Source organism: Streptomyces sp. NPDC002573, from assembly GCF_042889625.1.
GTDB classification, from domain to species: domain Bacteria; phylum Actinomycetota; class Actinomycetes; order Streptomycetales; family Streptomycetaceae; genus Streptomyces; species Streptomyces gibsoniae.
In genome coordinates, this window is sequence record NZ_JBIARC010000013.1 from 45863 (window position 1) to 69910 (window position 24048).

The window sequence follows — 24048 nt, forward strand, 5'->3', positions numbered from 1 at the left end:
CGTACACCGGCGGGCTGCCGGTGCGCGTGAGCCGGTCACGTCCCGTACGCGGTGCTCCGGCTCGCCGCCGTGGGGCGGCTCACGGTTGCGGGGTCAGCGCCGGATTTGCACCGGCTTTCCCCCGTAAGGGTGTGAGAACGACCCGGCTACTGTACCCGCCGGTAGAAGCGTCCTTGAGAGGCCCCTGTGAGAGGGCCCCGGCCGGGCCAGCACCCCGCCCCCGCGGGGCCTTCCGGGGCCGGGTGCCGTCCCGGCCCCGGAACCGGGGACGCGGCGGCGGCTACCGCGCGGACCGCTGGGTCACGGCCATCTCCGCGGTGATCCGGTCGCCCCCGGCGCGGCGCTGCACGATCGCGCTGAGCGTGGGGGCGACCCCGCCGACCATCGCGCCGAGCCGCAGCCCCAGCGGGGCGACGTCGATCTCGGCCGGGTTGCGGTCCACCGCCCGGACCACGGCGCGCGCGACGTCCCGCGGGGTCCGGGTGCCGACCCCGCGCGGGAGGCGGACGCCCGTCCTGGCGAACATGCCCGCGTCGCGGATGAACCCGGGGAAGACCGTCGTCACCCCGACCCCGTACGGCTGGAGGTCCTCGCGCAGTGCCAGGGCGAAGCCGCGCATGCCGAACTTGCTCGCGCTGTACAGCGCGGCCCCGCCGGAGGCGGTCTTGCCCATCAGCGAGGAGATGAAGACCAGGTGCCCGCTGCGGCGGCTGATCATCGCCTCGGCGGCGAGCCTCGCCATGACCACCGGCGCCCGCAGATTGACGTCCAGCATCCGGTCGATGTCCTCGACGGACAGCTCGGGCACGGCTCCGCTCGCGGGGAGCGCGGCGTTGGCGACCACGATGTCCACCCGGCCGGCGCGGCCCAGCAGGTCCCGCGCGCCGCCCGGGTCGGAGAGGTCGGCGGCCAGAGCGCGACCGCCGAGCCGTCCGGCCAGGTCCTCCAGTACGTCGGCGCGGCGGCCCGTCAGCACCAGCTGCGCCCCGCGTGCCGCGAGCGCCTCGGCGATGGCGTGGCCGATTCCACCGGTCGCTCCGGTGAGCAGAACCTGTGCGTCTCGGAGGTGCATGGTGGTTCTCCTGTCCTGGTCAGAGGGACTTGAGGAAGTCGATGAGGTGGGCGTTGACCTCGGCGGGGCGTTCTTCGGCGACCCAGTGGCCGGTGTCGCGCAGCAGCACCATGTCCCGCAGGTCCGGCACCACGGCGCGCATCCGCGCCTCCATGTCCGGCCCGGCGACGGCGACGTTGAGGTCCTTGTCGCCGCCGATGAACAGCGCCGGAGGGGTGATCCGGGCGCCGTCGAACGCGGCGGTCAGCTCCCAGTTGCGGTCCAGGTTGCGGTACCAGTTGAGCGGGCCGGTGAAGCCGCTCTCGGCGAACTCGGCGGCGTAGGCGGCGATGTCGCCCTCGCTCAGCCAGCCGGGGAGGCGGTCCGGCTCGGGGAACATGTCCATGGGCTCGGTGCCCTCCCGCACCACCGGGATCAGGGCGGGGGCCTCACCGGACAGCCCGTACATGATCCGGCGGAAGGTCGTCGGCAGGTCCCGCTCCAGTACCGGGTCGGCGACCCCGGGCTGCTGGAAGTAGTTCATGTAGAAGCCCTCGCCGAGCCTGGCCCGCAGCAGCCCGAGCGGCGGCCGGGACGCGCGGGGCCCGGTCGGGGAGCTGAGCGAGACCACGCCGCGCACCAGGTCGGGCCGGAACATGGCGGTGTGCCAGGCGACGGGACCGCCCCAGTCGTGGCCGACCACGACGGCCTGCCGCTCGCCGAGGGCCTCGATGAGCGCCACGACGTCGCCGACGAGGTGCAGGATCGTGTAGTCCTCGATCCGCTCCGGGCGCGAGGTGCGGCCGTAGCCGCGCTGGTCCGGTGCCACCACGTGGTAGCCGGCCGCGGCCAGCGGGGCCATCTGGTGGCGCCAGTTGTAGGACGTCTCGGGGAAGCCGTGCAGCAGCAGTACCAGGGGGCCGTCGCCGGCTTCGGCGAGGTGCACGCGCAGGCCGTTGGCCTCCACGAAGCGGCGGGTGATCTCGGTCAAGACGCGTCTTCTTTCTGGATGCTGCCGGGCTCGTGGGGCTCCGGTCGACGCGGCCGGAGAACGCGGGCGGTCAGTCGAGTGGTGCGTCGAGGGTGATGCTCGCCCAGCAGTGGTCCTGGAGTGGGATGCCGATCGCGACGAGCACATTGATCAACATGCCGATGCCGAAGACGTGGGTGACCTCCGCGTCGGAACTGCCGGTGCGCTCCTGCACCAGCTTCCACAGGCCCCGCCACAGCGGACGGACGAACTCGGCGATCTCGGAGGCGATCGCGGACCCGGTGCCGTCCTCCGCGCCGACCGAGGCGACGTACACCTGAAGTTGCATCATCAGCAGGTCGCGGCTGGAGACCAGCCCCCGCCACGCCTGTTCGGCGGCCTTCATGGCCTCGGGGCCCGTCAGACCGTCCATGGCCTCCTCCAGGGCCGTCCTGATGGTGCGGAAGCAGCGGTCGGCCGCGGCCAGGAACAGGGCCTTCTTGTCCGGGAAGAGCTGGAAGAGATAGGGCTGGGAAACCCCGGACCGCCGGGCGATGGCGGCGGTGGAGGTGCCGTTGAAGCCGCCTCGCGCGAACTCCACGAGTGCCGCGCGGATGACGATCTCGCGCCGTTCCTCGGCGCTCATACGCGCACTGCTCATCTCGTTCCTCCTGTGTTCCGGCCCGGCTGTGCTCCGGCCCCGGCCGTCGGTCCGACCGCCCCGGCGGGACCGTCAGGGCTCGACCGCGGCGAGATCCGCGGTGGCCTCGGACGATGCGACGTGGCGTTGTGCTCTCGGTGTGGCATTGTCGCCGGTCCGGCCGCGCGGCAGCGCAAGGGCGACCAGCGAGGCGAGCCCGAGAGCCGCGGCACCGATCCACAGGGCGGGGATGAGTCCGTCCACGAACTGCCGGGCGGAGCCGTAGCCGCCCTGCGCCGAGAACACCGCGCCGAAGACGGCGACCCCGAGCACTCCGCCGATGTTGCGCAGCGAGGTGCTGGCACCGGACGCGATGCCCTGCTCCTCGGGCCGGACGCTGCCCATGACGACGTTGGCGACGGGCGCGAGGAAGAGGGACATGCCCACGCCGGAGACGATCAGGGCGGGCACCTGCGCGGCATAGGACACCTGCGGGGTGGCCACGGCCGCGTACCAGCCCATGCCGACCGCCTGCACGGCCAGGCCCAGCGTGAGGATGGTGCGGCTTCCGATGCGGTCGGACAGCGCGCCCGCCAGGGGGGTGACGGCGATCGGCATCGCCGTCCACGGCAGCATCCGCAGGCCAGCCTGGAGCGGCGTGTAGCCCTGGACGCCCTGGAGGTACTGGGTGAGCAGGAAGACAGCGCCGTACAGGCCGAAGAAGTTCAGCAGTCCGACGAGGTTGATCGCGCTGAACGACCGGCTGCGGAACAGCCGCAGCGGCAGCATCGGCGCCGGGTTCCGCAGCTCCCAGCGGACGAAGGCGGCCAGCAGCAGGGCGCCGCCGGCGAAGCCCGTCAGTACGCCGGCGCTGCCCCATCCCGCGTTCTCGCCCCGCACCAGGGACAGCACGATGCCGAACACGCCGGAACTCGCCAGCGCGGTGCCCACCAGGTCGAGGCGGCGGGCCTGGCCGTGGCTCTCGGCGAGCCGCAGCCGGGCCAGCGGCAGGAGCAGCACTCCGATCGGCACGTTCAGCCAGAAGATCCACTGCCAGGAGAACTGGTCGATCACCGCCCCGCCGATCATCGGGCCGATGGCGATGGCCATGCCGTTGACCCCTCCCCAGACACCGAAGGCCATGCCTCTGCGGGCGGCGGGCACGGCGACGGTCAGCAGGGTCAGGGTGAGCGGGAGGAGGACGGCCGCGCCCGCACCCTGCGCAGCCCTGGCGGCGATCAGCGTGGCGAGGTTCGGCGCGAGCGCCGCGGCGGCGGAGGCGGCCGTGAAGACCGCGAGGCCGGCACCGAAGAGCCGGCGGCGGCCGAAGCGGTCGCCCAGCGCCGAGCCGGTCATCAGCAGGGCGGCGAAGGAGAGCGTGTAGGCGTTCACCGTCCAGGAGAGGTCTTCGAGGCCGCCGCCGAGGTCCTTGCGGATGGCGGGCAGTGCCGTCGTGACGATGAGGTTGTCCAGGCCGATCATGAAGCCGGCCACGCTGGTGATGATCAGTGCCCAGGTGGTGGCCGACCGGGGTGGCCCGGCGTCTTCCGTCGGGGTCACGGTGCCTTCCTTTCCGTCCGCGGCGTGGGGATGGTCGTGCCGGGGGAGATCTCTTACTTATCAATCGCTAAGTTGTTGGGCCGTGACGACGGGTGTCATCGGTCCGGGGGGAGATGGCGGCTAACTTATTGGTCAATCACTAAGCGGTCAAGGGGTGAGCCGGGGTGTCTCGCCGCCGAAGGGGAGGAAGAGGGTGCGGGAGGCGAGCAGCCAGGTGCGGTCCGTCCTGCGGAACGTGTCCTTGTAGTGTCCGATCTGGGTGGGCGGCCCTGGCGGGACCATGCCGCCGTCGTAGCCATCGACGCGGTACGTCGTGAAGTACGACGTCGCGGTGGCCGTGTCCGGGGAGGTCGGCGTGACCAGGACGTTGGACATCAGACGGCGCGAGAGCCGGTCGGCGGGACGGGAGCCGAAGTACTGCCGCAGCGACTCGCGGCCCTCGACCCGGCGCCCGCCCGCGGGCCACTCCCAGTTCCCGTCCGCCGTGAACAGCTCGGCCACGGAAGCGGGTTCGCCGAGGTCGAGGCGGTGGACGAAGTCGACGATCAGACGCTCGCAGGCGCGTTCGGCGAGCAGGCGCTGCCATGGGTCCAGGGGGTCCAAGGGGTCCATGTGCCTTGGTACCAGGGGCGGTCCGTGAGGCGCGAGGGGCTTTACACGGCCGTGTACGCCACCGGGTCCGTCCCCGGGACCGGTTCCGCTCGGCCCAGTTTCACCAGGCGGCGCAGATGGGCCTCCGCCTCCGAGACCGCGATGGTGCGGGAACCGTAGGGGATCTGTGCCCAGGGGCGGTTCCACGCCATTCGTTCGGCGAGCTGCCAGGGCGTCAGCGGGGTGCCGAGCAGGGCGAGCAGGCCGGTCAGCCGCTCCTCGTGGTGGGCCAGCAACTCCCGGACACGGGCGGGCGCGTCGGTGAACGGGCGCTGGTGGGCCGGGAGCACCTCGGCGGGCCCGAGGCGGCCGACGCGCTCCAGGGAGTCGAGGTAGTCGCCGAGCGGATCGGCGACCGCGGTGGTGTCGTCCACGTCCTCGTACAGGCCGATGTGCGGGGTGATCTCCGGCAGCAGATGGTCGCCGGAGAACAGCCGGCCGCGGCCCGGGAGCCCGGCGGGATGCTCCTCCTCCAGATGGAGGCAGACATGGCCGGGTGTGTGCCCCGGGGTCCAGATCGCGCGCAGACGGCGGCCGGGCAGGTCGAGAAGTTCGCCGGGGACGATCTCACGGTCGGGCAGGGCGGGGGAGAGGCCGGGCAGCGAGCGCGGCCTGCGCAGCGGCGCGAGGTGTTCCTCGGTGGCGCCGGCCGCCGCGAGCTTGGCGCTCATATACGTGAACCAGTGCTCGGGCCGGGCCTCGCGGGTGCGGCGTACGACCGCGGTGTCCGCCGCGTGCATCGCGACCCAGGCGCCGGAGGCCGCACGGACCCGGCCCGAGAGGCCGTGGTGGTCGGGGTGGTGATGGGTGATCACCACGCCGTGGATCTCCGCGGCCGAGGTGCCGCACGCCTGAAGTCCCTCGGTGAGGGCGTCCCAGGAGTCCGGGTCGTCCCAGCCCGTGTCGACCAGCACCGGGCCGCGGTCGGTGTCGACCACGTAGACCAGGGTGTGGCCGAGGGGGTTGTCCGGGATGGGAACCCTGAGGGACCGTACGCCCCCGCCGTGATCGGCCGTCTGCGCCATGCGCTCCCCCATCGCCGCCCTCCGGCCCACTATAACTAGAACACGTTTCGACAGTAGCCCGCTCTCTCTTGCCCATGCGTGGACTCCGTCGGTCGGAACTGGTAACAGTTCAGGTGTCGACAACATCTGATGGATCGTCAGCAAGTGTCCCGGGGAGGCAGTCGGCCATGACCGAGCTCGTGGAACACGGACAGCTGTTCATCGGCGGGGAGTTGACCGACCCCCTGGGCAAGGACGTCATCGAGGTGGTCTCCCCGCACACCGAGGCGGTCATCGGCCGTGTGCCGCACGCCTCGCGCGAGGACGTCGACCGGGCCGTCGCCGTCGCGCGCCGCGCCTTCGACGAGGGGTCCTGGCCGAGGGCGACGCTCGACGAGCGGATCGAGGTCGTGACGAGGATCAAGGACGGGATCGCCGCGCGCCACGAGGAGATCGCCCGTGTGATCTCCGCCGAGAACGGCTCCCCCTACTCCTGGAGCGTCCTCGCGCAGGCGCTCGGCGCGATGATGGTGTGGGATTCGGCGATCACGGTCGCGCGGTCCTTCCCCCACGAGGAGGGACGCGACGGCGCCCTCGGGAGGATCCTCGTGCGGCGCGAGCCGGTCGGGGTCGTGGCGGCCGTGGTGCCGTGGAACGTTCCGCAGTTCGTCGCCGCCGCCAAGCTCGCGCCCGCGCTGCTCGCCGGCTGCACCGTGCTGCTCAAGCCGTCGCCCGAGTCCCCGCTCGACGCGTATCTCCTCGGCGAGATCGCCCGGGAGGCCGGGCTGCCGGAGGGCGTGCTGTCGATCCTGCCCGCGGACCGCGAGGTGAGCGAGTACCTCGTCGGGCACCCCGGCGTCGACAAGGTGTCCTTCACCGGCTCGGTGGCGGCGGGCAGGCGCGTGATGGAGGTCGCCGCGCGCAACCTGACGCGGGTGACCCTGGAACTGGGCGGCAAGTCGGCGGCGGTGGTGCTGCCCGACGCGGACGTCGACCGGGCGGTGGCGGGGATCGTCCCGGCCGCCTGGATGAACAACGGCCAGGCGTGCGTGGCCCAGACCCGCATCCTGCTGCCGCGCTCGCGCTACGACGAGTTCGCCGACGCCTTCGCCGCCGCGGCGGGCGCGCTCGTGGTCGGCGACCCGCTGGACGCGGCCACCCAGGTCGGGCCGCTCGTGGCCAGGCGCCAGCAGCAGCGCAGCCTCGACTACATCCGGATCGGCCAGGAGGAGGGCGCCAAGGTCCTCACCGGCGGCGGGCGACCGACCGGCCTCGACCGCGGCTGGTACGTGGAGCCGACCCTCTTCGGCGACGTCGACAACTCCATGCGCATCGCCCGCGAGGAGATCTTCGGACCCGTGATCTGTCTGCTGCCCTACGGCGACGAGAGCGAGGCCGTGAAGATCGCGAACGACTCCGAGTACGGGCTCAGCGGCAGTGTGTGGACCGCGGACGTCGAGCACGGCATCGGGATCGCCCGGCAGGTGCGGACCGGCACGTACTCGGTGAACACCTTCAGCCTCGACATGCTCGGCCCCTTCGGCGGCTACAAGAACTCCGGGCTGGGCCGGGAGTTCGGGCCCGAGGGCTACGGCGAGTTCCTGGAGCACAAGATGATCCATCTGGCCGCCGGCCACGGAGAGGCGTAGCGCATGGGCGACCGCTGGCACGTCGAGGTCGACCGCACTCTCTGCATCGGCTCCATGCAGTGCGTCAACCGGGCACCCGACGCCTTCCGCCTCGACTCGGCCCGGCAGTCCCATCCCGTGGCCCCGGACGCCGACGCGGGGGAGCCGGTCCTGGAGGCGGCGGAGAACTGCCCGGTGGAGGCGATCCTGATCACGCTGGCCGAGAGCGGGGAGCCGGTGTTCCCCCCGGAGGACTAGATGCCCGAAATATTCAAAAAATCTTGATTTGGGGTCTTCCATCCAGAAGCGCGGAGATTATACTGGTACGTGCCTACGGGATGAGTGAAGACACTCAACCGGAGTAGCCGACTTCGGCGTGAAGTTTCGATTTCCGCTTGGGCCGACATCGACCGGTCGAGTGAACATCGGAAGATCGAGAGATCGGAAGATGGTTGGAACTTGTCTCGTAGGTCTTTTTCATGCCCGGCCCGCCGGATCCGTCAGGTCGATCAGCCGGCACACCGTCTCGATGTCGATCCTGACCTGGGCGATCGAGGCGCGGCCGGAGAGCCAGGTGATCAGCGCCGAGTGCCAGGTGTGCTCGATCACGCGGACCGCGGCCAGCTGCTCCGGGGTCGGATCCGCCAGCCCCATCGCGTCCAGGATGATCGCCGTCGTCTGCCGGGACACCTGGTCCACCTCCGGCGAGACACTGCGGTCCGCGAAGGTCAGGGCACGGACCATGGCGTCGGCGAGATGAGGCTCGCGCTGGAGCGCCCGGAAGGCGCGCATCAGGGTCTCCGCGACCCGCTCGGCCGCCGTCTCCCCGGCGGGCGGCTTCTTCCTGAGCGTGCGGTGCAGATGCTCCAGCTGGTCCTGCATGGTCGCGACCAGCAGATGCACCTTCGACGGGAAGTAGCGGTACAGCGTGCCGAGCGCCACCTGCGAGGACTCGGCCACCTCACGCATCTGCACCGCGTCGAAACCACCCCGGCCGGCCAGCTGCGCGCTCGCGTGCAGGATCCGGCGGCGGCGCGCCTCCTGCCGCTCGGTGAGCGGAGGTGTGGCCGGCTGCGCCGCCGGTCGCGCGGTACTGGATGGCACCTTGGCTTCCGCTGGCATGGGTCCCGTTCCGTGTTCCGTGACAGTCGGTGAGGGTGAGTGATCAGACAGCATGGCAGGGGTCCGTCCCGTGGCGCGAATCACCTGATCCACTGCTCACACTGCCCTTACCTGCCGGTAGATTCAGAGCCTCTTCAACGATCAAGTCTGAAACTTGTTCTAGATTACCGTCCCGTCGTAGTCTCGCGGGAAATGGCAGGGAGAAGGGGCCACGAGTGACCGCTGAGGCCAGGGAGGCAGGGCCCGAGGAGGACTCGGCCGCGGACGGCGACCGCCCGCTGCGCATCGCGCTCCTGACGTACAAGGGAAACCCGTTCTGCGGCGGCCAGGGCGTGTACGTACGGCACCTCTCACGTGAGCTGGCCCGGCTCGGCCACCTGGTCGAGGTCATCGGCGCCCAGCCGTACCCCGTACTGGACGAGGGCGAGGACCTTCAGGGCCTGTCCCTCACCGAACTGCCGAGCCTCGACCTGTACCGCCAGCCCGACCCCTTCCGCACCCCGCGGCGCGAGGAGTACCGGGACTGGATCGACGCCGTCGAGGTCGCGACGATGTGGACCGGTGGCTTCCCCGAGCCCCTGACGTTCTCGCTGCGGGCCGGCCGCCATCTGCGCGCGAGGCGCGGCGACTTCGACGTCCTGCACGACAACCAGACGCTCGGCTACGGCCTGTTGGGCGACCTGGGCGTGCCGCTGGTCACCACGATCCATCACCCCATCACCGTGGACCGCCAGCTGGAGCTGGACGCGGCCGAGGGCTGGAAGCGGCGGGCGTCCGTCCGGCGCTGGTACGCGTTCACCCGTATGCAGAAGCGGGTCGCGCGCCGCCTGCCGTCGGTGCTCACCGTCTCCGGCACCTCCCAGCAGGAGATCGTGGACCATCTGGGTGTCTCCCGCGACCGGATCCATGTCGTGCACATCGGCGCCGACACCGACCTTTTCTCGCCGGATCCCTCGGTGCCGCAGGTGCCCGGCCGGATCGTGACCACGTCCAGCGCGGACGTGCCGCTCAAGGGACTCGTCTTCCTGATCGAGGCGCTCGCCAAGGTGCGGACCGAGCACCCCGGGGCGCATCTCGTCGTCGTCGGCAAGCGCGCGGAGGACGGCCCGGTCGCGCAGGCGATCGAGCGCTACGGGCTCGAACACGCCGTCGAGTTCGTCAAGGGCATCTCGGACGCCGAACTGGTCGACCTGGTGCGCTCGGCCGAGGTGGCGTGCGTGCCGTCGCTGTACGAGGGCTTCTCGCTGCCCGCGGCCGAGGCGATGGCGACCGGTACACCGCTGGTGGCCACGACCGGTGGCGCCATACCGGAGGTCGCCGGACCCGACGGCGAGACCTGTCTGGCGGTGCCGCCCGGTGACGCCGGCGCCCTGGCCGCGGGCCTGAGCCGGCTGCTCGGGGACCCGGAGCTGCGGGCGCGCCTCGGCGCGGCGGGCCGCCGGCGGGTGCTGCGCCACTTCACCTGGGCCAAGGCGGCACAGGGCACGGTGACGCGGTACCGCGAGGCGATCGCCGCCGCGGGCCCGGCCGCCCACCGCTCGCCGGCCACGCCTCCCAGCCGTTTCACGACCGTAGCCAGGACGACGGGCGCGGCCGCGCCCTCCGCCGCCTCCGCAGGCGGTGAGGCCGCCGTCGGGGCGACCGCCGCTGCGGTGTCCGACGTCGATTCCAACCGCGAAAGCAGGGCCACGTGCTGACCGTCGACTTCTCCCGGTTCCCGCTCGCCCCGGGCGACCGTGTCCTGGACCTCGGCTGCGGTGCCGGACGGCACGCGTTCGAGTGCTACCGGCGCGGCGCCCAGGTCGTGGCCCTGGACCAGAACGGCGAGGAGATCCGCGAGGTCGCCAAGTGGTTCGCGGCGATGAAGGAGGCCGGGGAGGCCCCCGAGGGCGCCACCGCGACCGCCATGGAGGGCGACGCCCTCGCGCTGCCCTTTCCGGACGAGTCCTTCGACGTCGTGATCATCTCCGAGGTCATGGAGCACATCCCGGACGACAAGGGCGTCCTCGCCGAGATGGTCCGGGTGCTCAAGCCGGGCGGCCGTATCGCGATCACCGTGCCGCGCTACGGTCCCGAGAAGGTCTGCTGGGCCCTGTCCGACGCCTACCACGAGGTCGAGGGCGGCCACATCCGCATCTACAAGGCGGACGAACTCCTGGCGAAGATACGGGAGGCGGGCCTGAGGCCGTACGGCACGCACCACGCGCACGCGCTGCACTCGCCGTACTGGTGGCTGAAGTGCGCGTTCGGCGTCGACAACGACAAGGCGCTGCCGGTGCGCGCGTACCACAAGCTCCTCGTCTGGGACATCATGAAGAAGCCGCTCGCGACCCGGGTCACGGAACAGGCCCTGAACCCGCTGATCGGCAAGAGCTTCGTGGCCTACGCGACCAAGCCGCACCTGCCGCGGGTCGACGAGCCCGCCGCGTCCGCCGCGTCCTCCGGGCGCTCCGAGGCGGCCGCCAAGTGACGACTCCCCGGACGGAACACCTGGTCCTGCCCGGGGTCCTCACCGCCGAGGAGGCCGCCGCGACCGTCGGCGGGATCCTCGCCGTACAGCGGGAGGACGGAGCCGTACCGTGGTTCCGCGGACACCACCTCGACCCGTGGGACCACGTCGAGGCGGCCATGGCGCTCGACGCGGCCGGCGAACACGCGGCGGCCGAGCGGGCGTACGACTGGCTGGCCCGGCACCAGAACGAGGACGGCTCCTGGTACGCGGCCTACGCCGACGGAGACCCGGAGCACATCACCGACCGCGGCCGGGAGACGAACTTCGTCGCGTACGTGGCCGTCGGCGTCTGGCACCACTACCTGGCCACCGGCGACGACACGTTCCTGGACCGGATGTGGCCGACGGTGTACGCGGCCGTGGAGTTCGTGCTCCGGCTGCAGCAGCCCGGCGGGCAGATCGGCTGGAAGCGCGAGGACGACGGCACGGACGTCGCGGACGCGTTGCTGACCGGGTGCTCGTCCGTCCACCACGCGCTGCGCTGCGCCCTCGCGATCGCCGAGCAGCGGGAGGAGCCGCAGCCGGACTGGGAGCTGGCGGTGGGCGCGCTGCGGCACGCCATCGGCCGGCACCCCGAGCGGTTCCTGGACAAGGGCCGCTACTCGATGGACTGGTACTACCCCGTCCTCGGCGGTGCGGTGACCGGCGCGGCGGCGAAGGAGCGCATCGAGGCGGACTGGGAACGCTTCGTGGTGCCCGGGCTCGGGGTGCGCTGTGTCGTCCCCAACCCGTGGGTGACCGGCGGCGAGTCGGCCGAACTCGCCCTGGCGCTGTGGGTGATGGGCGAGTCCGACCGCGCGCTGGAGATCCTCCAGTCGATCCAGCATCTGAGGGACCCGGAGACGGGCCTGTACTGGACCGGCTACGTCTTCGAGGACCAGGTGATCTGGCCGCGCGAACTCACCACCTGGACGGCGGGTTCGCTGCTGCTGGCCGTGGCGGCGCTCGGCGGCCACGAGCCGACCTGTGCGGTCTTCGGCGGCGAACACCTGCCCAGGGGGCTGGACCCCGACTGCTGCGACTAGGGCGCAACACGCCCTGGTCGCCCGGTCCGGCCCCGGTCGGGGGCTCAGTGGCGCTGGATGCGGTTGGCGATGGTGTGGCCGATGAAGAGGTAGACCACCGCGGCCAGACCGTACCCGGCGACCACGCGGGCCCAGGCCTTGTTGAACGTGAACAGGTCACGCGACCAGCCCGCGAGCCACTGGGCGGTGTCGTGGACGAACTGCACCAGGGCGTTGGCCGGATTCGCGTGCAGCAGATACATCAGAATCCACAGGCCCAGGATGAGGGCCATGACATCGGCGACGACCGCTATGACCGTGCCGGCCTGATTGGCACCGTTGCGATATCGAGGGGACATGCTCTCCGGATTGCCCGTCGGCCTGTGTTGAAACGCGCCGGGGGCCCTGGAGGCCTTGCGGGACAAGGGTTTCACCCGATCAGCCGCGCCGGGGCGGCGCGTCGCGGCGGGCCGGGTGAGGCTGCCGGTGGAGCAGCCACCCTGGTCGACCCGGAGGACCCCTGTGCCCGTCCCGCCGATACGCGCCCTCGCCCCCGTCCTCGCGGTGTGCAGCACCCTGTCGGTCGGCGCCGCCGCCTGCGCGAGCGGCAGCGCCCCCCGGCAGGTGGCCGCCTACATCACGGTCCCCTCGCCGTCCCCGAGCACCCCGGCGCAGCGGCAGCAACTCGCCAGGTCCCGGTTCGCACTGAGCGCGGGACTCGCGGCCGGGACGGTCCGGGAGTGGATCGTGCAGCCGTGGAAGAGCGGCGAGTTCGCCGACGGCGCGCAGGGACGCGCGGCCACGCTGCTCAAGGCGGGCCTCGCGGGCACCTTCGCCTACGACCGGCTCAAGGGCGCGCGGTACAACGCCAAGGGCGACCCCGCGCTGGCCCGGGCCCTCGCGCCGGTCAGCGCCTCCATCGACGCCCTGAAGTATCTGCCGGGCAAGCTCCGCCAGGGCGACGCCGCGGCCGTCGCCGCCTTCGACGCCGTGATCCGCAAGGTGAAGGCCGCGGGCAAGAGCGCGGGCGTCCCCGTGCACAACCAGGTGCCGTCGGGGCCCCAGCTCGCACGGGGCTGACCACCCTGGGGTACCCCCAGAGCACGCTCCCCCACTCTCGGCTTCGCTCGAGCGGGAGGGGCCCCCACGCCGCCGCGAGGCCCGCCCTTCGGGCGAACGACGGGACTTTCGCAACACGTCCTAGGTGTTCAGCTCGGCCAGTACGCGGAGTGTGTGCGGGTCGGGGGACAGGGCCAGCAGGTCCGTGACCGGGCCCTTGCGCCACAGTTCCAGACGTTCGGCGATCCGCCGGCGCGGTCCGACGAGGGAGATCTCGTCCGCGAAGGCGTCGGGCACGGCGAGCACCGCCTCCTCCCGCCGCCCTTCCAGGAACAGCCGCTGGATCCGGTCCGCCTCCTCCTCGTAGCCCATGCGCGCCATGAGGTCGGCATGGAAGTTACGGGCCGCGTGCCCCATCCCGCCGACGTAGAAGCCGAGCATCGCCTTCACCGGCAGCAGTCCCTCGGCCACGTCGTCGCAGACCTTGACCCGGGCCATCGGCGCGACGAGGAACCGGCGCGGGCTCCCCTCCCCGCCGCTCTCCCGCAGCCCGGCCAGCGACGCCTCGTAGACCTCCGGACGGGTCGGCGACCAGTACAGCGGCAGCCAGCCGTCCGCGATCCGCACCGTCTGCGCCACGTTCTTCGGACCCTCCGCGCCCAGCAGGACGGGAAGGCCCGCCCGCAGCGGATGCGTGATCGGCTTCAGCGGCTTCCCGAGCCCGGTGCCGTCCGCGCCCCGGTACGGCAGCGCGTGGAAGCGGCCGTCCAGCGTGACCGGGCCCTCGCGCCGCAGTACCTGGCGGACGACGTCCACGTACTCCCTCGTCGCGGTCAACGGGGAGGCGGGGAAGGGCCGTCCGTACCAGCCCTCGACGACCTGGGGCCCCGACAGACCGAGGCCGAGCATCATCCGGCCGCCGGAGAGATGGTCGAGGGTGAGCGCGTGCATCGCCGTGGCGGTGGGGGAGCGGGCCGCCATCTGGGCGACCGCCGTCCCGAGTTTGATCCTCGATGTCCGCGCGGCGATCCACGTCAGCGGGGTGAAGGCGTCCGAGCCCCAGGACTCGGCGGTCCAGACGGAGTCGTAGCCGAGCCGTTCGGCCTCCCGCGCCAGCGTGATGTGGTCCGCGTCGGGGTCGCGACCCCAGTAGCCGAGCGCCAGTCCCAGCCGCATCACGCCTCCAGACGTCCATGACTGACGGTGCGTCAGTACCCTGCCGGAGGTGCGACTGTACGACGACGGCCCCCCACCCGGAAGGGCGAGGGGCCGTGCGGAAGCGGTCGGGACGCTCAGCCGCGCTGGATGCCGCTCGTGTCCTGGAGCACGCCGCGGCGGCCGTCCTGCGTCTGCGCCACCAGGCCGGGGCCGCGCTGCTCGACGGCCAGGTACCAGGTGCCGGGGGCGAGTTCGGCGATCGGCACGGGCGAGCCGTCCTCCGCGTACAGCGGGCGCGGCACCGGGACGGCGAACCAGAACGGGGAGAACTCCGCGGCGGGCGCCGGCTGCGGCTGGCCGCCGTAGGCCTGCGTCTGCTGCTGGGGCTGAGGCTGGGGCTGGCCGCCGTAGGGCTGCTGCTGGGCGCCCGGGTAGCCGTAGCCGGCCGGCGGCTGCGCGCCGTAGGGCTGGGGCGCGGCGGGCTTGGGGGCGGGGACGAGGGCGGCCTGCAGGGCCGGGACGAGCGGGGCGGCGACCGCGGCGGCGGCCAGCACGAGGGCGGCGATGAAGCCGAGGATGAGACCGGCGCCCGCGTTGCCGGCGTCGATCAGCGTCCACAGCAGCACCCACGCGGTGGCGACGGTCAGCGCGGTCCCGAAGGCTCCCAGCTCCAGGCCCGCGACCTTGCGCGGCGCGGGGAGCAGCCGGGCGAACACGACGAGCCCGCCCCCGATCACCCCGGCCATGTAGGTGCCGAGCCCGAGCCCGAGGCTGTCCCAGGCGCTGGGAAGGTCGAGCCGGGAGCAGATCGCGGCGTCGACGCTGCCGCAGCCGGCGAGATCGAGGAACGACGCGATGAACAGCACTACCGCTGCTCCGATCACCACGCCGTCGCCTCTAGTGAGGGAGCGGATATTCACTTCGGGTCCTTCGTCTGTCGTCTCGTCATTGGAGGCGTCGCTGTCACCATGTCGCCCTCGGGCCGCGGTGTGAAGCGCGCGGACGGCCCCTCATCGTAGGGACGACACTATCGTCCGCCCGGTCGGGGTGTCCGCCGGGCCCGGGCAGGTGAGAGCTACCCCTGCAGGAAACTCACGATTCCCTCAGAGATCCCCTGCGCCGCCTTCTGCCGCCATGCGCCGCTCGTCAGCAGTGCGGCGTCCTTGCTGTCGCGCATGTTGCCGCACTCGATGAACACCTTCGGAACCGTGGACAGGTTGAGGCCCCCGAGATCGCTGCGTACGACCAGGCCGGTGCCCTTGCCCAGGTAGTTGGAGAGGGGGCTGCCGGTGACGTGGTTGAAGCCGTCCCTGATGCGGGTGCCCAGGGCGCGCGAGGGGCCCACGATGGGGCGGGTGTCGGCGGAGCCCTGGTGCACCGAGGCCGGAAGGATGACGTGGAAGCCGCGGTCGCCCTGCGCCGCCCCGTCCGCGTGGATGGAGATGGCCGCGTCCGCGTGGGCCGCGTTGCCGATGTGCGCCCGCTCGTCCACGCAGGGCCCCCATGCGCGGTCGCCGTCCTGGGTGAACTTCACGGTCGCGCCCTGCTGTTCGAGGATCGTGCGCAGTCGGCGCGCCACGTCCAGCGTGAACTGGGCCTCGGTGTAACCGGAGTTGGTGGACGTGCCGGTGGTGTCGCACTCCTTGCGGTTGGTGCCGATGTCCACCTTGCGGTTGATCTCGGTGGTGTGCCGGAAGTTCCCGGGGTTGTGCCCCGGGTCGACGAGGACGACCTTGCCCTTGAGCGAGGCCGCCCCGGCGGCCGCGGGAGAGCCGGTGAGCTTGCCGTCGTCCGCCGGGGAGTCCGCGGCGGACGACGGACCCGTCCGGGGCGTCGCACTGGCCGGGGTGCCGCCGCTGTCCGCGACCGCCTCGTAGACCAGCCAGCCGAGCAGCGCGGCCGGTACCAGCGCCGCGGCGGCGATCATCAGCGGCCCGCGCCGGGGACGGCGGGGCTCGGGGGCATCGAAGTCCGGGCCAACGTACGACATGCCTGCCACCTTATGGTCTGGCTTCGGGGCCGGCCTTCTTTCGCGCTCGGTACGAGGCCACATTGCTCCTGTTGCCGTAGGTCGCGTACGAGTGCCAGCGCTGGGTGCGGCTGCGTGTGGTGTCGTAGAACACGTGCCGGCATCCCTCGTTGTCGCAGACGCGGATGCGGGTCCATGTGCCGTCGGCCATGAGCTCGGCCACCGTGCGGGTGATGCCGCCGACCACGGGATCACCGCCCACCTGCCGCAGCCGCACCTTGCCGGGTTCCGAGAAGTCCTGGCGCAGCGTGACCGAGGACGCGCGTTCGGTGAGCTCCGCCCGACGGGCCGCCGCCTCCGCGCTGTCCGGCGCGCGCACGAGGTCCATGAGGATCGTGCGCAGGCCGCGGACCTCGGCGATCCGTTCCGGCGTCGGCGCCGCGGTGTCGCTCTCGCCGAACGGGCGCAGGGCGGCGCCTGCCTCCTCGGCGGTGTCCAGCGCCTCCGGGAACAGATCATCAGCTCCGTGCGGCCGGGTGTTGAGCAGGTCCACGATCACCGCGGCGGCCGCGGGGATCCGCCGCGCAGAGTGTGTTTCCTACGACGCGACCTGGTCGAAGCTGGCCGGGCACGCGCACCTGATCGCGGTGGACCTGCCGGGATTCGGGCAGTCCGAGCTCCGGCAGGACCTGCTGTCCCCCACGGCGATGGGCGACTTCATCGTCCGGATCATCGACGGGTTCGGGCTGACGCGGCCGCACTTCGTGGGCCCGGACATCGGCACGGCCGCGTCACTGTTCGCCGCGGCCCGGCACCCGGACCGGATCCGCAGCCTGGTCGTGGGCACCGGTGGGGCGGCGGTTCCCCTGAAGCTGGGGAGCCCCCTGAACGAGTGGGTGCACGACGAGGACCTGGCCCCGTACCGGGCCATGGGCCCCAAGGCCGCCGTGACGGCCGCGATCGGCAACATCCACGGCTACGAGCTGCCGGAGGCCGTGCGCGAGGACTATCTGGCGTCATACACGGGCGGCCGATTCGTCGACCAGTTGCCCTACGTCCGTGCGTATCCGGCCGAGTTGCCGGCCCTCGGCGACCTGCTGCCCACCATCGAGACGCCGGTCCGGATCGTCGCCGGCCGCAACGACCCGGTGGTGCCGGTGGAGAACGCCGAGTACTTCCACCGGCACCTGCCCCACAGCAGGCTCGACCTCATCGACGCGGGCCACTTCGTCTGGGAGGAGGCAGCGGACGCCCACGCCGAGGCCGTCACCGGCTGGTGGCAGGAGAACTGACCTCCGGGCGCGCGACCGAACGTGTCATGGCCCGCAACACGCCCTAGTTGCCCGCCGCCCGCGTCCGCCTCAGGACGCGCAGCGAGTCGGTCGCGGAGACCTCCGTGAAGTCGCCGGACCCGAGGGCCCTGAGGTAGACGCGGTAGGGGGCCTGGCCGGTGAACTCGTCCTCCGGCTCCGGGAAGACGTCGTGGATGACGAGCAGGCCGTCCTCGGCCACATGGCGGGCCCAGCCCTCGTAGTCCGCGTTCGCGTGCTCGTCGGTGTGGCCGCCGTCGATGAAGACGAGGCCGAGCGGGCTGTTCCAGACCGCGGCCACCTGCGGCGAACGGCCGACGAGCGCGATCACGTGGTCCTCCAGGCCCGCCTTGTGCAGGGTGCGCCGGAAGGTGGGCAGGGTGTCCATCAGCCCGACCTCGGCATCGACCGTGTCCGGGTCGTGGTAGTCCCAGCCGGGCTGCTGCTCCTCGCTGCCGCGGTGGTGGTCGACCGTGAGGGCGGTCACCCCGGCGGCGCGGGCCGCGTCGGCGAGCAGGATCGCGGAGCGCCCGCAGTAGGTGCCGACCTCCAGCAGGGGCAGCCCCAGCCGCCCGGCCTCGACGGCGGCCGAGTACAGCGCGAGTCCCTCGCGCAGCGGCATGAACCCCTTCGCGGCCTCGAACGAGGCCAGGATCTCGGGGGAGGGCGCCGCGGGCATGGGGGTCCTTTCGGTCGTACGTGCGGTCAGGCGCGTACCGCCGCGAAGGCGCCGTACGGACCTGTAGGCGCCCCATGCTGCCGCACCCCCCGTCGCGTCGGCGACGGGGGGTGCGGCTGGGCGCTGTGCGTCAGGCCGAGACGGTCTCGGCGGGCAGGGACAGATCCAGGTCCACCGGGCGCTCCTCGCCCGGGTGGGTGGCCGACGAGGCGTGCGGGGCGTGGCCCACGGCCCGCGCGGCCACGACGTACGGGCCCCGCGCCGGCACGGCCAGCACATAGCTGCCGTCCTCCGCGGAGAGTGTGGCACCCGCCTGGCGGCCCCGCCGGTCGATCAGGGTGACCTTGGCGCGGGCGACCGGGGTGCCCTCGGCGTCCAGCACCCGGCCGCGGAAGCCCCGCAGGATCTCCTCGGCGCGCTCCAGGTTGGCGTCCTCCTCGCTGCTCGCGCGCAGCTGCGGCTTGGCCGAGGGACGCTGCCCGGGCAGGAACAGGGCGAGCAGCAGGCCGACCGTCACCGCACCGGTCGCGATCAGGAACGAGAGGCGGAAGCCGTGCATGGTCGGGATCGCCAGGCCGTTCACGTGCTGCGCGGTGTTGGCGAGCACCATGCCGATGACGGCGCTGGAGACCGAGGTGCCGATGGAACGCATCAGGGTGTTCAGACCGTTGGCCGCGCCCGTCTCCGAGGCCGGGACCGCGCCGACGATCAGCGCGGGCAGCGAGGAGTAGGCGAGACCGATGCCCGCACCGAGGATCACCGAGGTGATGATGGTCTGCCAGGGCGCGTCCATCAGGCCGAGGCCGCCGCCGTAGCCGATCGCGATGATGAGCAGGCCCATGATCAGGGTGACCTTGGGGCCGAAGCGGGCGGAGAGACGGGCGTAGACCGGCGCGGTGAACATCATCGTCAGGCCGAGCGGGGCGGCGCACAGACCCGCGACGACCATCGACTGGCCGAGGCCGTAGCCGGTGGCGGCGGGCAGTTGGAGCAGCTGCGGCAGCACGAGCGAGACGACGTAGAACGAGACGCCGACCATGATCGAGGCGAGGTTGGTGAGCAGCACCTCGCGGCGGGCGGTGGTCCGCAGATCGACCAGCGGGGCGGCCACGCGCAGTTCGTACAGGCCCCACAGGACGAGGACCACGACGGACGCGGCGAACAGGCCGAGCGTGGTGCCGGACGACCAGCCCCAGTCGCTGCCCTTGGTGATCGGCAGCAGGAGCAGCACGAGACCGGCGGACAGGCCGATGGCGCCCGGCAGGTCGAAGGAGCCGCCGGCGCGGGCCGGGGACTCCGGCACGGCGAGCAGGGTGAGGACGATCGAGAGGGCGCCCAGTCCGGCGGCGCCGAAGAACAGGGCGTGCCAGTCGGCGTGCTCGGCGACCAGGGCCGCCGCGGGCAGCGCGAGTCCGCCGCCGACGCCGATCGAGGAGCTCATCAGGGCCATCGCCGAGCCGAGCCGCTCGCGGGGCAGCATGTCGCGCATCAGGCCGATGCCGAGGGGTATCGCGCCCATCGCGAAGCCCTGGAGCGCACGGCCGACGATCATCGGCAGCAGGGCGTCGGTGAACCCGCTGATCAGTGCGCCGATCACCATGACGGCCAGGCTGGCGAGCAGCATCCGCCGCTTGCCGTAGAGATCGCCGAGGCGGCCCATGATCGGGGTGGCCACGGCGCCCGCCAGGAGGGTGGAGGTCAGGACCCACGTGGCGTTGCTGGGCGCGGTGCTCAGCAACTGGGGCAGATCCTTGATGACAGGGACCAGCAGGGTCTGCATCACCGCGACCACGATGCCCGCGAAGGCGAGTACCGGCACAAGCGCGCCGGAGGGCCTCCGTGTGGGCTGGTCGGCCGTCGTGTGCGTCATGGGGTGGGGCCTCCAGGCCGGAAGTGAAGACGTGCGGACGAGGTCGGTTCGACGCGATCCGCGTGCGATAAGTGCCGGGTAAACCTCGTATGCACGGGCAACTATTCCGTTGCTTTGGCCCGCTAACGAATCCTTGACCATCCCGTGATGAACTGACCCGACGTCAGGCAATCCGGCCCCACTCGTTCCCTACAGCCACCCCTGCTGCCGGGCCTCCCGCATCGCCTCCATGCGGTTGCGGGTGCCCGTCTTGCCGATGGCGGAGGAGAGGTAGTTGCGCACGGTGGACTCGGAGAGATGGAGCTTCGCGGCGATGTCGGCGACCGTCGCCCCGTCCACGGACGCCTTCAGGACATCGCACTCGCGCGCGGTCAGCGGATTGGGCTTGGCGCTCAGCGCCGCCACGGCCAGCCCCGGGTCGATGACGGTCTCACCGGCGAGCACCCGCCGGATCGCGGCGGCCAGCTCCTCCACCGGCCCGTCCTTCACCAGGAACCCCGCGGCCCCCGCCTCCATGGCGCGGCGCATGTAGCCGGGCCGGCCGAAGGTGGTGAGGATCAGCACCCGGCAGTCCGGGGCCTGTTCGCGCAGCACGGCCGCCGCGTCCAGGCCGCTCATGCCCGGCATTTCGATGTCCAGGAGGGCCACGTCGGGGCGGTGGGTCAGTACGGCGTCCACGATCGCGTCGCCCGCCGCGACCTGAGCGACGACCTCGATGTCGGCCTCCATGCCGAGCAGCAGGGCGAGGGCGCCGCGCATCATGCCCTGGTCCTCGGCGAGCAGGACACGGACGGACGGGGCGGGCCGGTGGTCCCGGGGCATCTCGTTCACGGCCCAATCCTAGGGAAACACCGTGCCGTTGTGATCCCTGCGTCTTGACGGACCGGAAAGCCGGGAAAACAATCGGCTCGGCATTCGGCACCTGTCTTTGTCGTTCCTGTGCCGATCCCGCCTTCCCGCATTGTTCGGCATTTCAGATCCGGGAATCGTTCGGTATCTCGTCCGAACAACGTCCGGTATTTCGACCAGGTGCCTGACCGCCCTTCTCGGAACGAAAGGAAAACACCGTGCTCTTACGACTCCGCAGAGCCGTGACAGCCGCGCTCGCGGCGGTGGCAGCCGTCGTCATGCTCGCCGCCGGCGCGCCCGGGGCCGCCGCCGCGGGCTCGCTCCCGTGCGACATCTACGCCGCCGCCGGCACGCCCTGCGTCGCCGCGCACAGCCTCGTCCGGGCGCTGTACTCGGCGTACGACGGCCCGCTCTACCAGGTGCAGCGCGCCTCGGACGGCGCGACGGCGAACATCGGCGTGCTGTCGGCCGGCGGCTACGCCGACGCGGCCGCCCAGGACTCCTTCTGCGCCGGGACGACCTGCCTCATCTCCAAGATCTACGACCAGTCCGCGCGCCACAACGACCTCACCGTCGAGGGTGCGGGCGGCGCGGGCGCGGCCGATGTCGGGGCGCCCGCGGACGCGCTGCCGGTGACCGTCGGCGGCCACCAGGTCTACGGCCTGGAGATCTCGGCCGGCATGGGCTACCGAGACAACTCGACCTCGGGGGTCGCGGTCAACGGGCAGGCCGAGGGGATGTACATGGTGACCTCCGGCACCCATGTGAACGGCAGCTGCTGCTTCGACTACGGCAACGCCGAGACCAACAACACGGACACCGGCAACGGCCACATGGACGCCATCAACTTCGGCACCGAGTGCTGGTTCGCGCCCTGCTACGGCCAGGGCCCCTGGGTGCAGGCCGATCTGGAGAACGGGCTGTTCCAGTCGGATTCCGGCTACAGCAAGAACACGGCGAACACCGGCACGGGCCCGCTGCCGTTCGTGACCGCGCTGCTCAAGAACAACGGTCAGGACCATTTCGCGCTGAAATACGGCAATTCCCAGACGGGCGCTCTCACGACGACGTATTCCGGCCCCGAGCCGAGCGTCAACGGCGGCGGCTACTCCCCGATGAAGCAGGAGGGCGCGATCGTCCTGGGCACGGGCGGCGACAACAGCAACGGCTCCATCGGGTCCTTCTTCGAGGGCGTGATGACCGCCGGCATCCCGACGGACGCGGCCGACAACGCCGTGCAGGCGAACATCGTCTCCGTCGGCTACGGCGGCCCGACCGGCTCCACCGGCACGCTGACCCCGGGTTCGGAGATCTCGCTGCGCGCGACCACCTCCTGCTGCACCGGTGACTACATCCGTCACCAGGACGGCGCGGCGGTCATCTCCTCGGTGACGTCGAGCAGCTCCGTTCTCGACAAGAACGACGCCACCTGGATCGTCCGCCGCGGCCTCGCCGACAGCTCCTGCGTCTCCTTCGAGTCCAGGAACTACCCGGGCGACTTCCTCCGGCACCAGAACTTCCGGCTCTACCGGCAGCCCATGAACGGCAGCGCGCTGTTCCGGGCCGACGCCACGTTCTGCCCGGTGACCGGCAGGAGCGGCACCGGGACGTCGTTCGCGTCGTACAACTATCCGAGCAAGTATCTGCGCCACTACGACTACGGCCTCTACCTCGCGAGTGACGGCGGCTCCAACACCTGGGACAGCGCCACCTCGTGGACGGACGACGTGAGCTGGGCGGTCACGTCGCCCTGGGCGCCGTAGACAACGACACCTCCACCGGCTCCGCGGGGCGCTCGCCGTCCACGGGGAGCTCGGCGGTGACCGTGAAGCCGCCGCGCGGCGACGGGCCGGCCCGCAGGGAGCCGCCCGCCGCCGCGAGGCGTTCGGTCAGTCCCTGCAGACCGGTGCCGCCGACGCCCTCCGGGGCGGGCTGCGCGGGTGCCCCGGCCCCGTCGTCGTCGACCGTCAGACGCACGCGCTCGGGGGTGCCCTCGATGGTGATCCGGCAGTGGGCTGCACCGCTGTGGCGCACCGCGTTGGTGACCGCCTCGCGCACCACCCAGCCGAGCAGGGCCTCCGCCTGGGGGGCCAGGGGAGCGCCCGACCGGCGTACGCGGGGTTCGATGCCGGCGGCGGTCAGGGCGGAGCGGGCCCGGTCCAGTTCCGTGGCCAGGCTGCCCTCGCGGTAGCCCGTCACCGCCTCACGGATCTCGGTGAGCGCCTGGCGGCCGACCGACTCGATGTCCGTGACCTGCGCGAGCGCCGCCTCCATGTTCCTGGGGGCGAGTCGGCGGGCCGCCTCCGACTTCACGACGATCACCGAGAGGGTGTGGCCGAGCAGATCGTGCAGATCGCGGGAGAAGCGCAGCCGCTCCTCCTCGACCGCACGCCGGGCCAGCTCCTCGCGGGCGGCGCGCAGTTCCCGTACGGCCTCGGCGAGGGAGAGGATCGCGGCCGTCACCATCGTCGACAGGAAGGTGCCGTAGGTGACGTTGATCGCGTTCCAGCCGTCGCGTACGGCCGAGACGGTGCCGGCCAGTGCGGCCAGCCCCAGAGCGGCCTTGCCAAGCCAGGGGCCGCGCACGATCGCGCCCGTCGCCAGGCCGAGCAGCGGGAAGAACAACAGCCAGGTACCGCCGTATCCGATGGCCAGGGCGCAGGTCACCACGCCCAGCAGGAGCAGCGCCACCCTGGTGGACCGTGCCTCGCGCCTGCTCTTGTCGAAGGCGCGGAAGGTCACGTAGATGTAGAGCGAGTTGAAGGCGAGCAGACCCAGAGCGCCGATCCACGGGTTCGTGGACTTGTCCTGGAAGAGGTTCGAGAAGGCGCCCAACCCCATCAGCAGCCAGGGCAGCAGCGTGAATCCGCTGGGTGGCGGGCCCGGCATCTCGTCGCACTTCTGGGCCGTCTTCTGCCTGGCCCGGAACTGCCGCATGTCCTTCCTGTACGCCTCGCGCGCGAGCTGCCACGCACCGCACTGCCAGGAAATTCCGCGCATCCAGGACATCTC

The 24048-nt window shown here is 71.8% G+C and carries 24 protein-coding genes and 1 riboswitch; of the genes, 8 read left to right on the top strand and 16 right to left on the bottom strand.

Features of this window, described 5'->3' with window-relative positions; translation table 11 throughout:
• Positions 1-29: 29 nt before the first annotated feature.
• Positions 30-158, bottom strand: a riboswitch (cobalamin riboswitch).
• 122 nt (positions 159-280) lie between these two features.
• The 6 genes from ACFYX0_RS15070 to ACFYX0_RS15095 all read right to left on the bottom strand — a co-directional run bounded on the left by ACFYX0_RS15070 (position 281) and on the right by ACFYX0_RS15095 (position 5897).
• Positions 281-1072, bottom strand: a complete 792-nt coding sequence (locus ACFYX0_RS15070) for an SDR family NAD(P)-dependent oxidoreductase (protein WP_388970402.1) — start codon at positions 1070-1072, stop codon at positions 281-283.
• Between the two features lie 19 nt (positions 1073-1091).
• A complete protein-coding gene (locus ACFYX0_RS15075; protein WP_388970404.1) occupies positions 1092-2042 on the bottom strand; it encodes an alpha/beta fold hydrolase in 951 nt (316 codons plus the stop codon).
• A 70-nt stretch (positions 2043-2112) separates the two neighbouring features.
• On the bottom strand, positions 2113-2682 hold the full coding sequence (locus ACFYX0_RS15080; protein ID WP_311690454.1) for a TetR/AcrR family transcriptional regulator: 570 nt from the start codon (positions 2680-2682) through the stop codon (positions 2113-2115).
• Between the two features lie 72 nt (positions 2683-2754).
• Entirely contained in the window at positions 2755-4221 is a 1467-nt protein-coding gene (locus ACFYX0_RS15085; RefSeq protein ID WP_388970407.1) for a DHA2 family efflux MFS transporter permease subunit, read from the bottom strand.
• A gap of 147 nt (positions 4222-4368) precedes the next feature.
• Positions 4369-4833 (bottom strand): nuclear transport factor 2 family protein, encoded by a 465-nt coding sequence (locus ACFYX0_RS15090; RefSeq protein WP_388970409.1) that lies wholly within the window; start codon positions 4831-4833, stop codon positions 4369-4371.
• 41 nt (positions 4834-4874) lie between these two features.
• Positions 4875-5897 carry an MBL fold metallo-hydrolase gene (locus tag ACFYX0_RS15095; protein WP_388970411.1) on the bottom strand — a complete coding sequence of 341 codons (1023 nt, stop codon included), beginning with the start codon at positions 5895-5897 and terminating at the stop codon, positions 4875-4877.
• Between the two features lie 167 nt (positions 5898-6064).
• Here ACFYX0_RS15095 and ACFYX0_RS15100 point away from each other — a divergent pair, with 167 nt between their 5' ends.
• Positions 6065-7525: an aldehyde dehydrogenase gene (locus tag ACFYX0_RS15100; protein WP_388970413.1), complete on the top strand. Its 1461-nt coding sequence runs from the start codon at positions 6065-6067 to the stop codon at positions 7523-7525.
• A gap of 3 nt (positions 7526-7528) precedes the next feature.
• A complete protein-coding gene (locus ACFYX0_RS15105; protein ID WP_355907656.1) occupies positions 7529-7762 on the top strand; it encodes a ferredoxin in 234 nt (77 codons plus the stop codon).
• Between the two features lie 219 nt (positions 7763-7981).
• On the opposite strand, the gene ACFYX0_RS15110 is transcribed toward ACFYX0_RS15105, so the two are convergent.
• The gene (locus ACFYX0_RS15110) at positions 7982-8626 is read right to left on the bottom strand and encodes a TetR family transcriptional regulator (protein ID WP_388970415.1); all 645 of its coding nucleotides are present in this window, start codon (positions 8624-8626) and stop codon (positions 7982-7984) included.
• A 215-nt stretch (positions 8627-8841) separates the two neighbouring features.
• Between ACFYX0_RS15110 and ACFYX0_RS15115 the strand changes: the two genes are divergently transcribed.
• Genes ACFYX0_RS15115 through ACFYX0_RS15125 form a run of 3 tightly spaced genes read left to right on the top strand, consistent with a single transcriptional unit; the run spans position 8842 to position 12163 of the window.
• Complete coding sequence (locus ACFYX0_RS15115) at positions 8842-10323, top strand: glycosyltransferase family 4 protein (RefSeq protein ID WP_388970417.1); 1482 nt, start codon at positions 8842-8844, stop codon at positions 10321-10323.
• Positions 10317-11096 (top strand): class I SAM-dependent methyltransferase, encoded by a 780-nt coding sequence (locus ACFYX0_RS15120; protein WP_355907662.1) that lies wholly within the window; start codon positions 10317-10319, stop codon positions 11094-11096. The genes ACFYX0_RS15115 and ACFYX0_RS15120 overlap by 7 nt, the downstream gene beginning before the upstream one ends.
• Positions 11093-12163, top strand: a complete 1071-nt coding sequence (locus tag ACFYX0_RS15125; RefSeq protein ID WP_311690471.1) for a prenyltransferase/squalene oxidase repeat-containing protein — start codon at positions 11093-11095, stop codon at positions 12161-12163. The genes ACFYX0_RS15120 and ACFYX0_RS15125 overlap by 4 nt, the downstream gene beginning before the upstream one ends.
• 44 nt (positions 12164-12207) lie before the next feature.
• Here the strand turns inward: ACFYX0_RS15125 and ACFYX0_RS15130 are convergent, their stop codons facing one another.
• Positions 12208-12501 (bottom strand): hypothetical protein, encoded by a 294-nt coding sequence (locus ACFYX0_RS15130; protein ID WP_355907665.1) that lies wholly within the window; start codon positions 12499-12501, stop codon positions 12208-12210.
• 163 nt (positions 12502-12664) lie between these two features.
• Between ACFYX0_RS15130 and ACFYX0_RS15135 the strand changes: the two genes are divergently transcribed.
• Positions 12665-13222: a hypothetical protein gene (locus tag ACFYX0_RS15135; RefSeq protein WP_388970419.1), complete on the top strand. Its 558-nt coding sequence runs from the start codon at positions 12665-12667 to the stop codon at positions 13220-13222.
• Positions 13223-13342: 120 nt separating this feature from the next.
• Here the strand turns inward: ACFYX0_RS15135 and ACFYX0_RS15140 are convergent, their stop codons facing one another.
• From ACFYX0_RS15140 to ACFYX0_RS15155, 4 genes are all read right to left on the bottom strand, one after another.
• Entirely contained in the window at positions 13343-14377 is a 1035-nt protein-coding gene (locus ACFYX0_RS15140; protein ID WP_388970421.1) for an LLM class F420-dependent oxidoreductase, read from the bottom strand.
• A gap of 116 nt (positions 14378-14493) precedes the next feature.
• Positions 14494-15279: a DUF5336 domain-containing protein gene (locus ACFYX0_RS15145; protein WP_355907672.1), complete on the bottom strand. Its 786-nt coding sequence runs from the start codon at positions 15277-15279 to the stop codon at positions 14494-14496.
• Positions 15280-15434: 155 nt separating this feature from the next.
• A complete protein-coding gene (locus ACFYX0_RS15150; protein ID WP_388970423.1) occupies positions 15435-16349 on the bottom strand; it encodes an N-acetylmuramoyl-L-alanine amidase in 915 nt (304 codons plus the stop codon).
• Between the two features lie 10 nt (positions 16350-16359).
• Positions 16360-16881, bottom strand: coding sequence for a CGNR zinc finger domain-containing protein (locus tag ACFYX0_RS15155; protein WP_388970425.1), 522 nt, complete (start codon positions 16879-16881; stop codon positions 16360-16362).
• On the opposite strand from ACFYX0_RS15155, the gene ACFYX0_RS15160 reads away from it, so the two are divergent.
• The gene (locus ACFYX0_RS15160) at positions 16868-17620 is read left to right on the top strand and encodes an alpha/beta fold hydrolase (protein ID WP_388970427.1); all 753 of its coding nucleotides are present in this window, start codon (positions 16868-16870) and stop codon (positions 17618-17620) included. The genes ACFYX0_RS15155 and ACFYX0_RS15160 overlap by 14 nt on opposite strands.
• A 43-nt stretch (positions 17621-17663) precedes the next feature.
• Here the strand turns inward: ACFYX0_RS15160 and ACFYX0_RS15165 are convergent, their stop codons facing one another.
• The 3 genes from ACFYX0_RS15165 to ACFYX0_RS15175 all read right to left on the bottom strand — a co-directional run bounded on the left by ACFYX0_RS15165 (position 17664) and on the right by ACFYX0_RS15175 (position 21009).
• Positions 17664-18317 carry a class I SAM-dependent methyltransferase gene (locus ACFYX0_RS15165; RefSeq protein ID WP_388970429.1) on the bottom strand — a complete coding sequence of 218 codons (654 nt, stop codon included), beginning with the start codon at positions 18315-18317 and terminating at the stop codon, positions 17664-17666.
• 130 nt (positions 18318-18447) lie between these two features.
• Positions 18448-20187 (bottom strand): MFS transporter, encoded by a 1740-nt coding sequence (locus tag ACFYX0_RS15170; protein WP_388970431.1) that lies wholly within the window; start codon positions 20185-20187, stop codon positions 18448-18450.
• A 189-nt stretch (positions 20188-20376) separates the two neighbouring features.
• A complete protein-coding gene (locus tag ACFYX0_RS15175; RefSeq protein WP_388970555.1) occupies positions 20377-21009 on the bottom strand; it encodes a response regulator in 633 nt (210 codons plus the stop codon).
• A gap of 305 nt (positions 21010-21314) precedes the next feature.
• Between ACFYX0_RS15175 and ACFYX0_RS15180 the strand changes: the two genes are divergently transcribed.
• Positions 21315-22799 carry an alpha-L-arabinofuranosidase B gene (locus ACFYX0_RS15180; protein WP_388970557.1) on the top strand — a complete coding sequence of 495 codons (1485 nt, stop codon included), beginning with the start codon at positions 21315-21317 and terminating at the stop codon, positions 22797-22799.
• Here the strand turns inward: ACFYX0_RS15180 and ACFYX0_RS15185 are convergent.
• Entirely contained in the window at positions 22777-24045 is a 1269-nt protein-coding gene (locus ACFYX0_RS15185; protein ID WP_388970433.1) for a sensor histidine kinase, read from the bottom strand. The two genes, ACFYX0_RS15180 and ACFYX0_RS15185, sit on opposite strands and share 23 nt — an antisense overlap.
• Positions 24046-24048 lie beyond the last annotated feature (3 nt).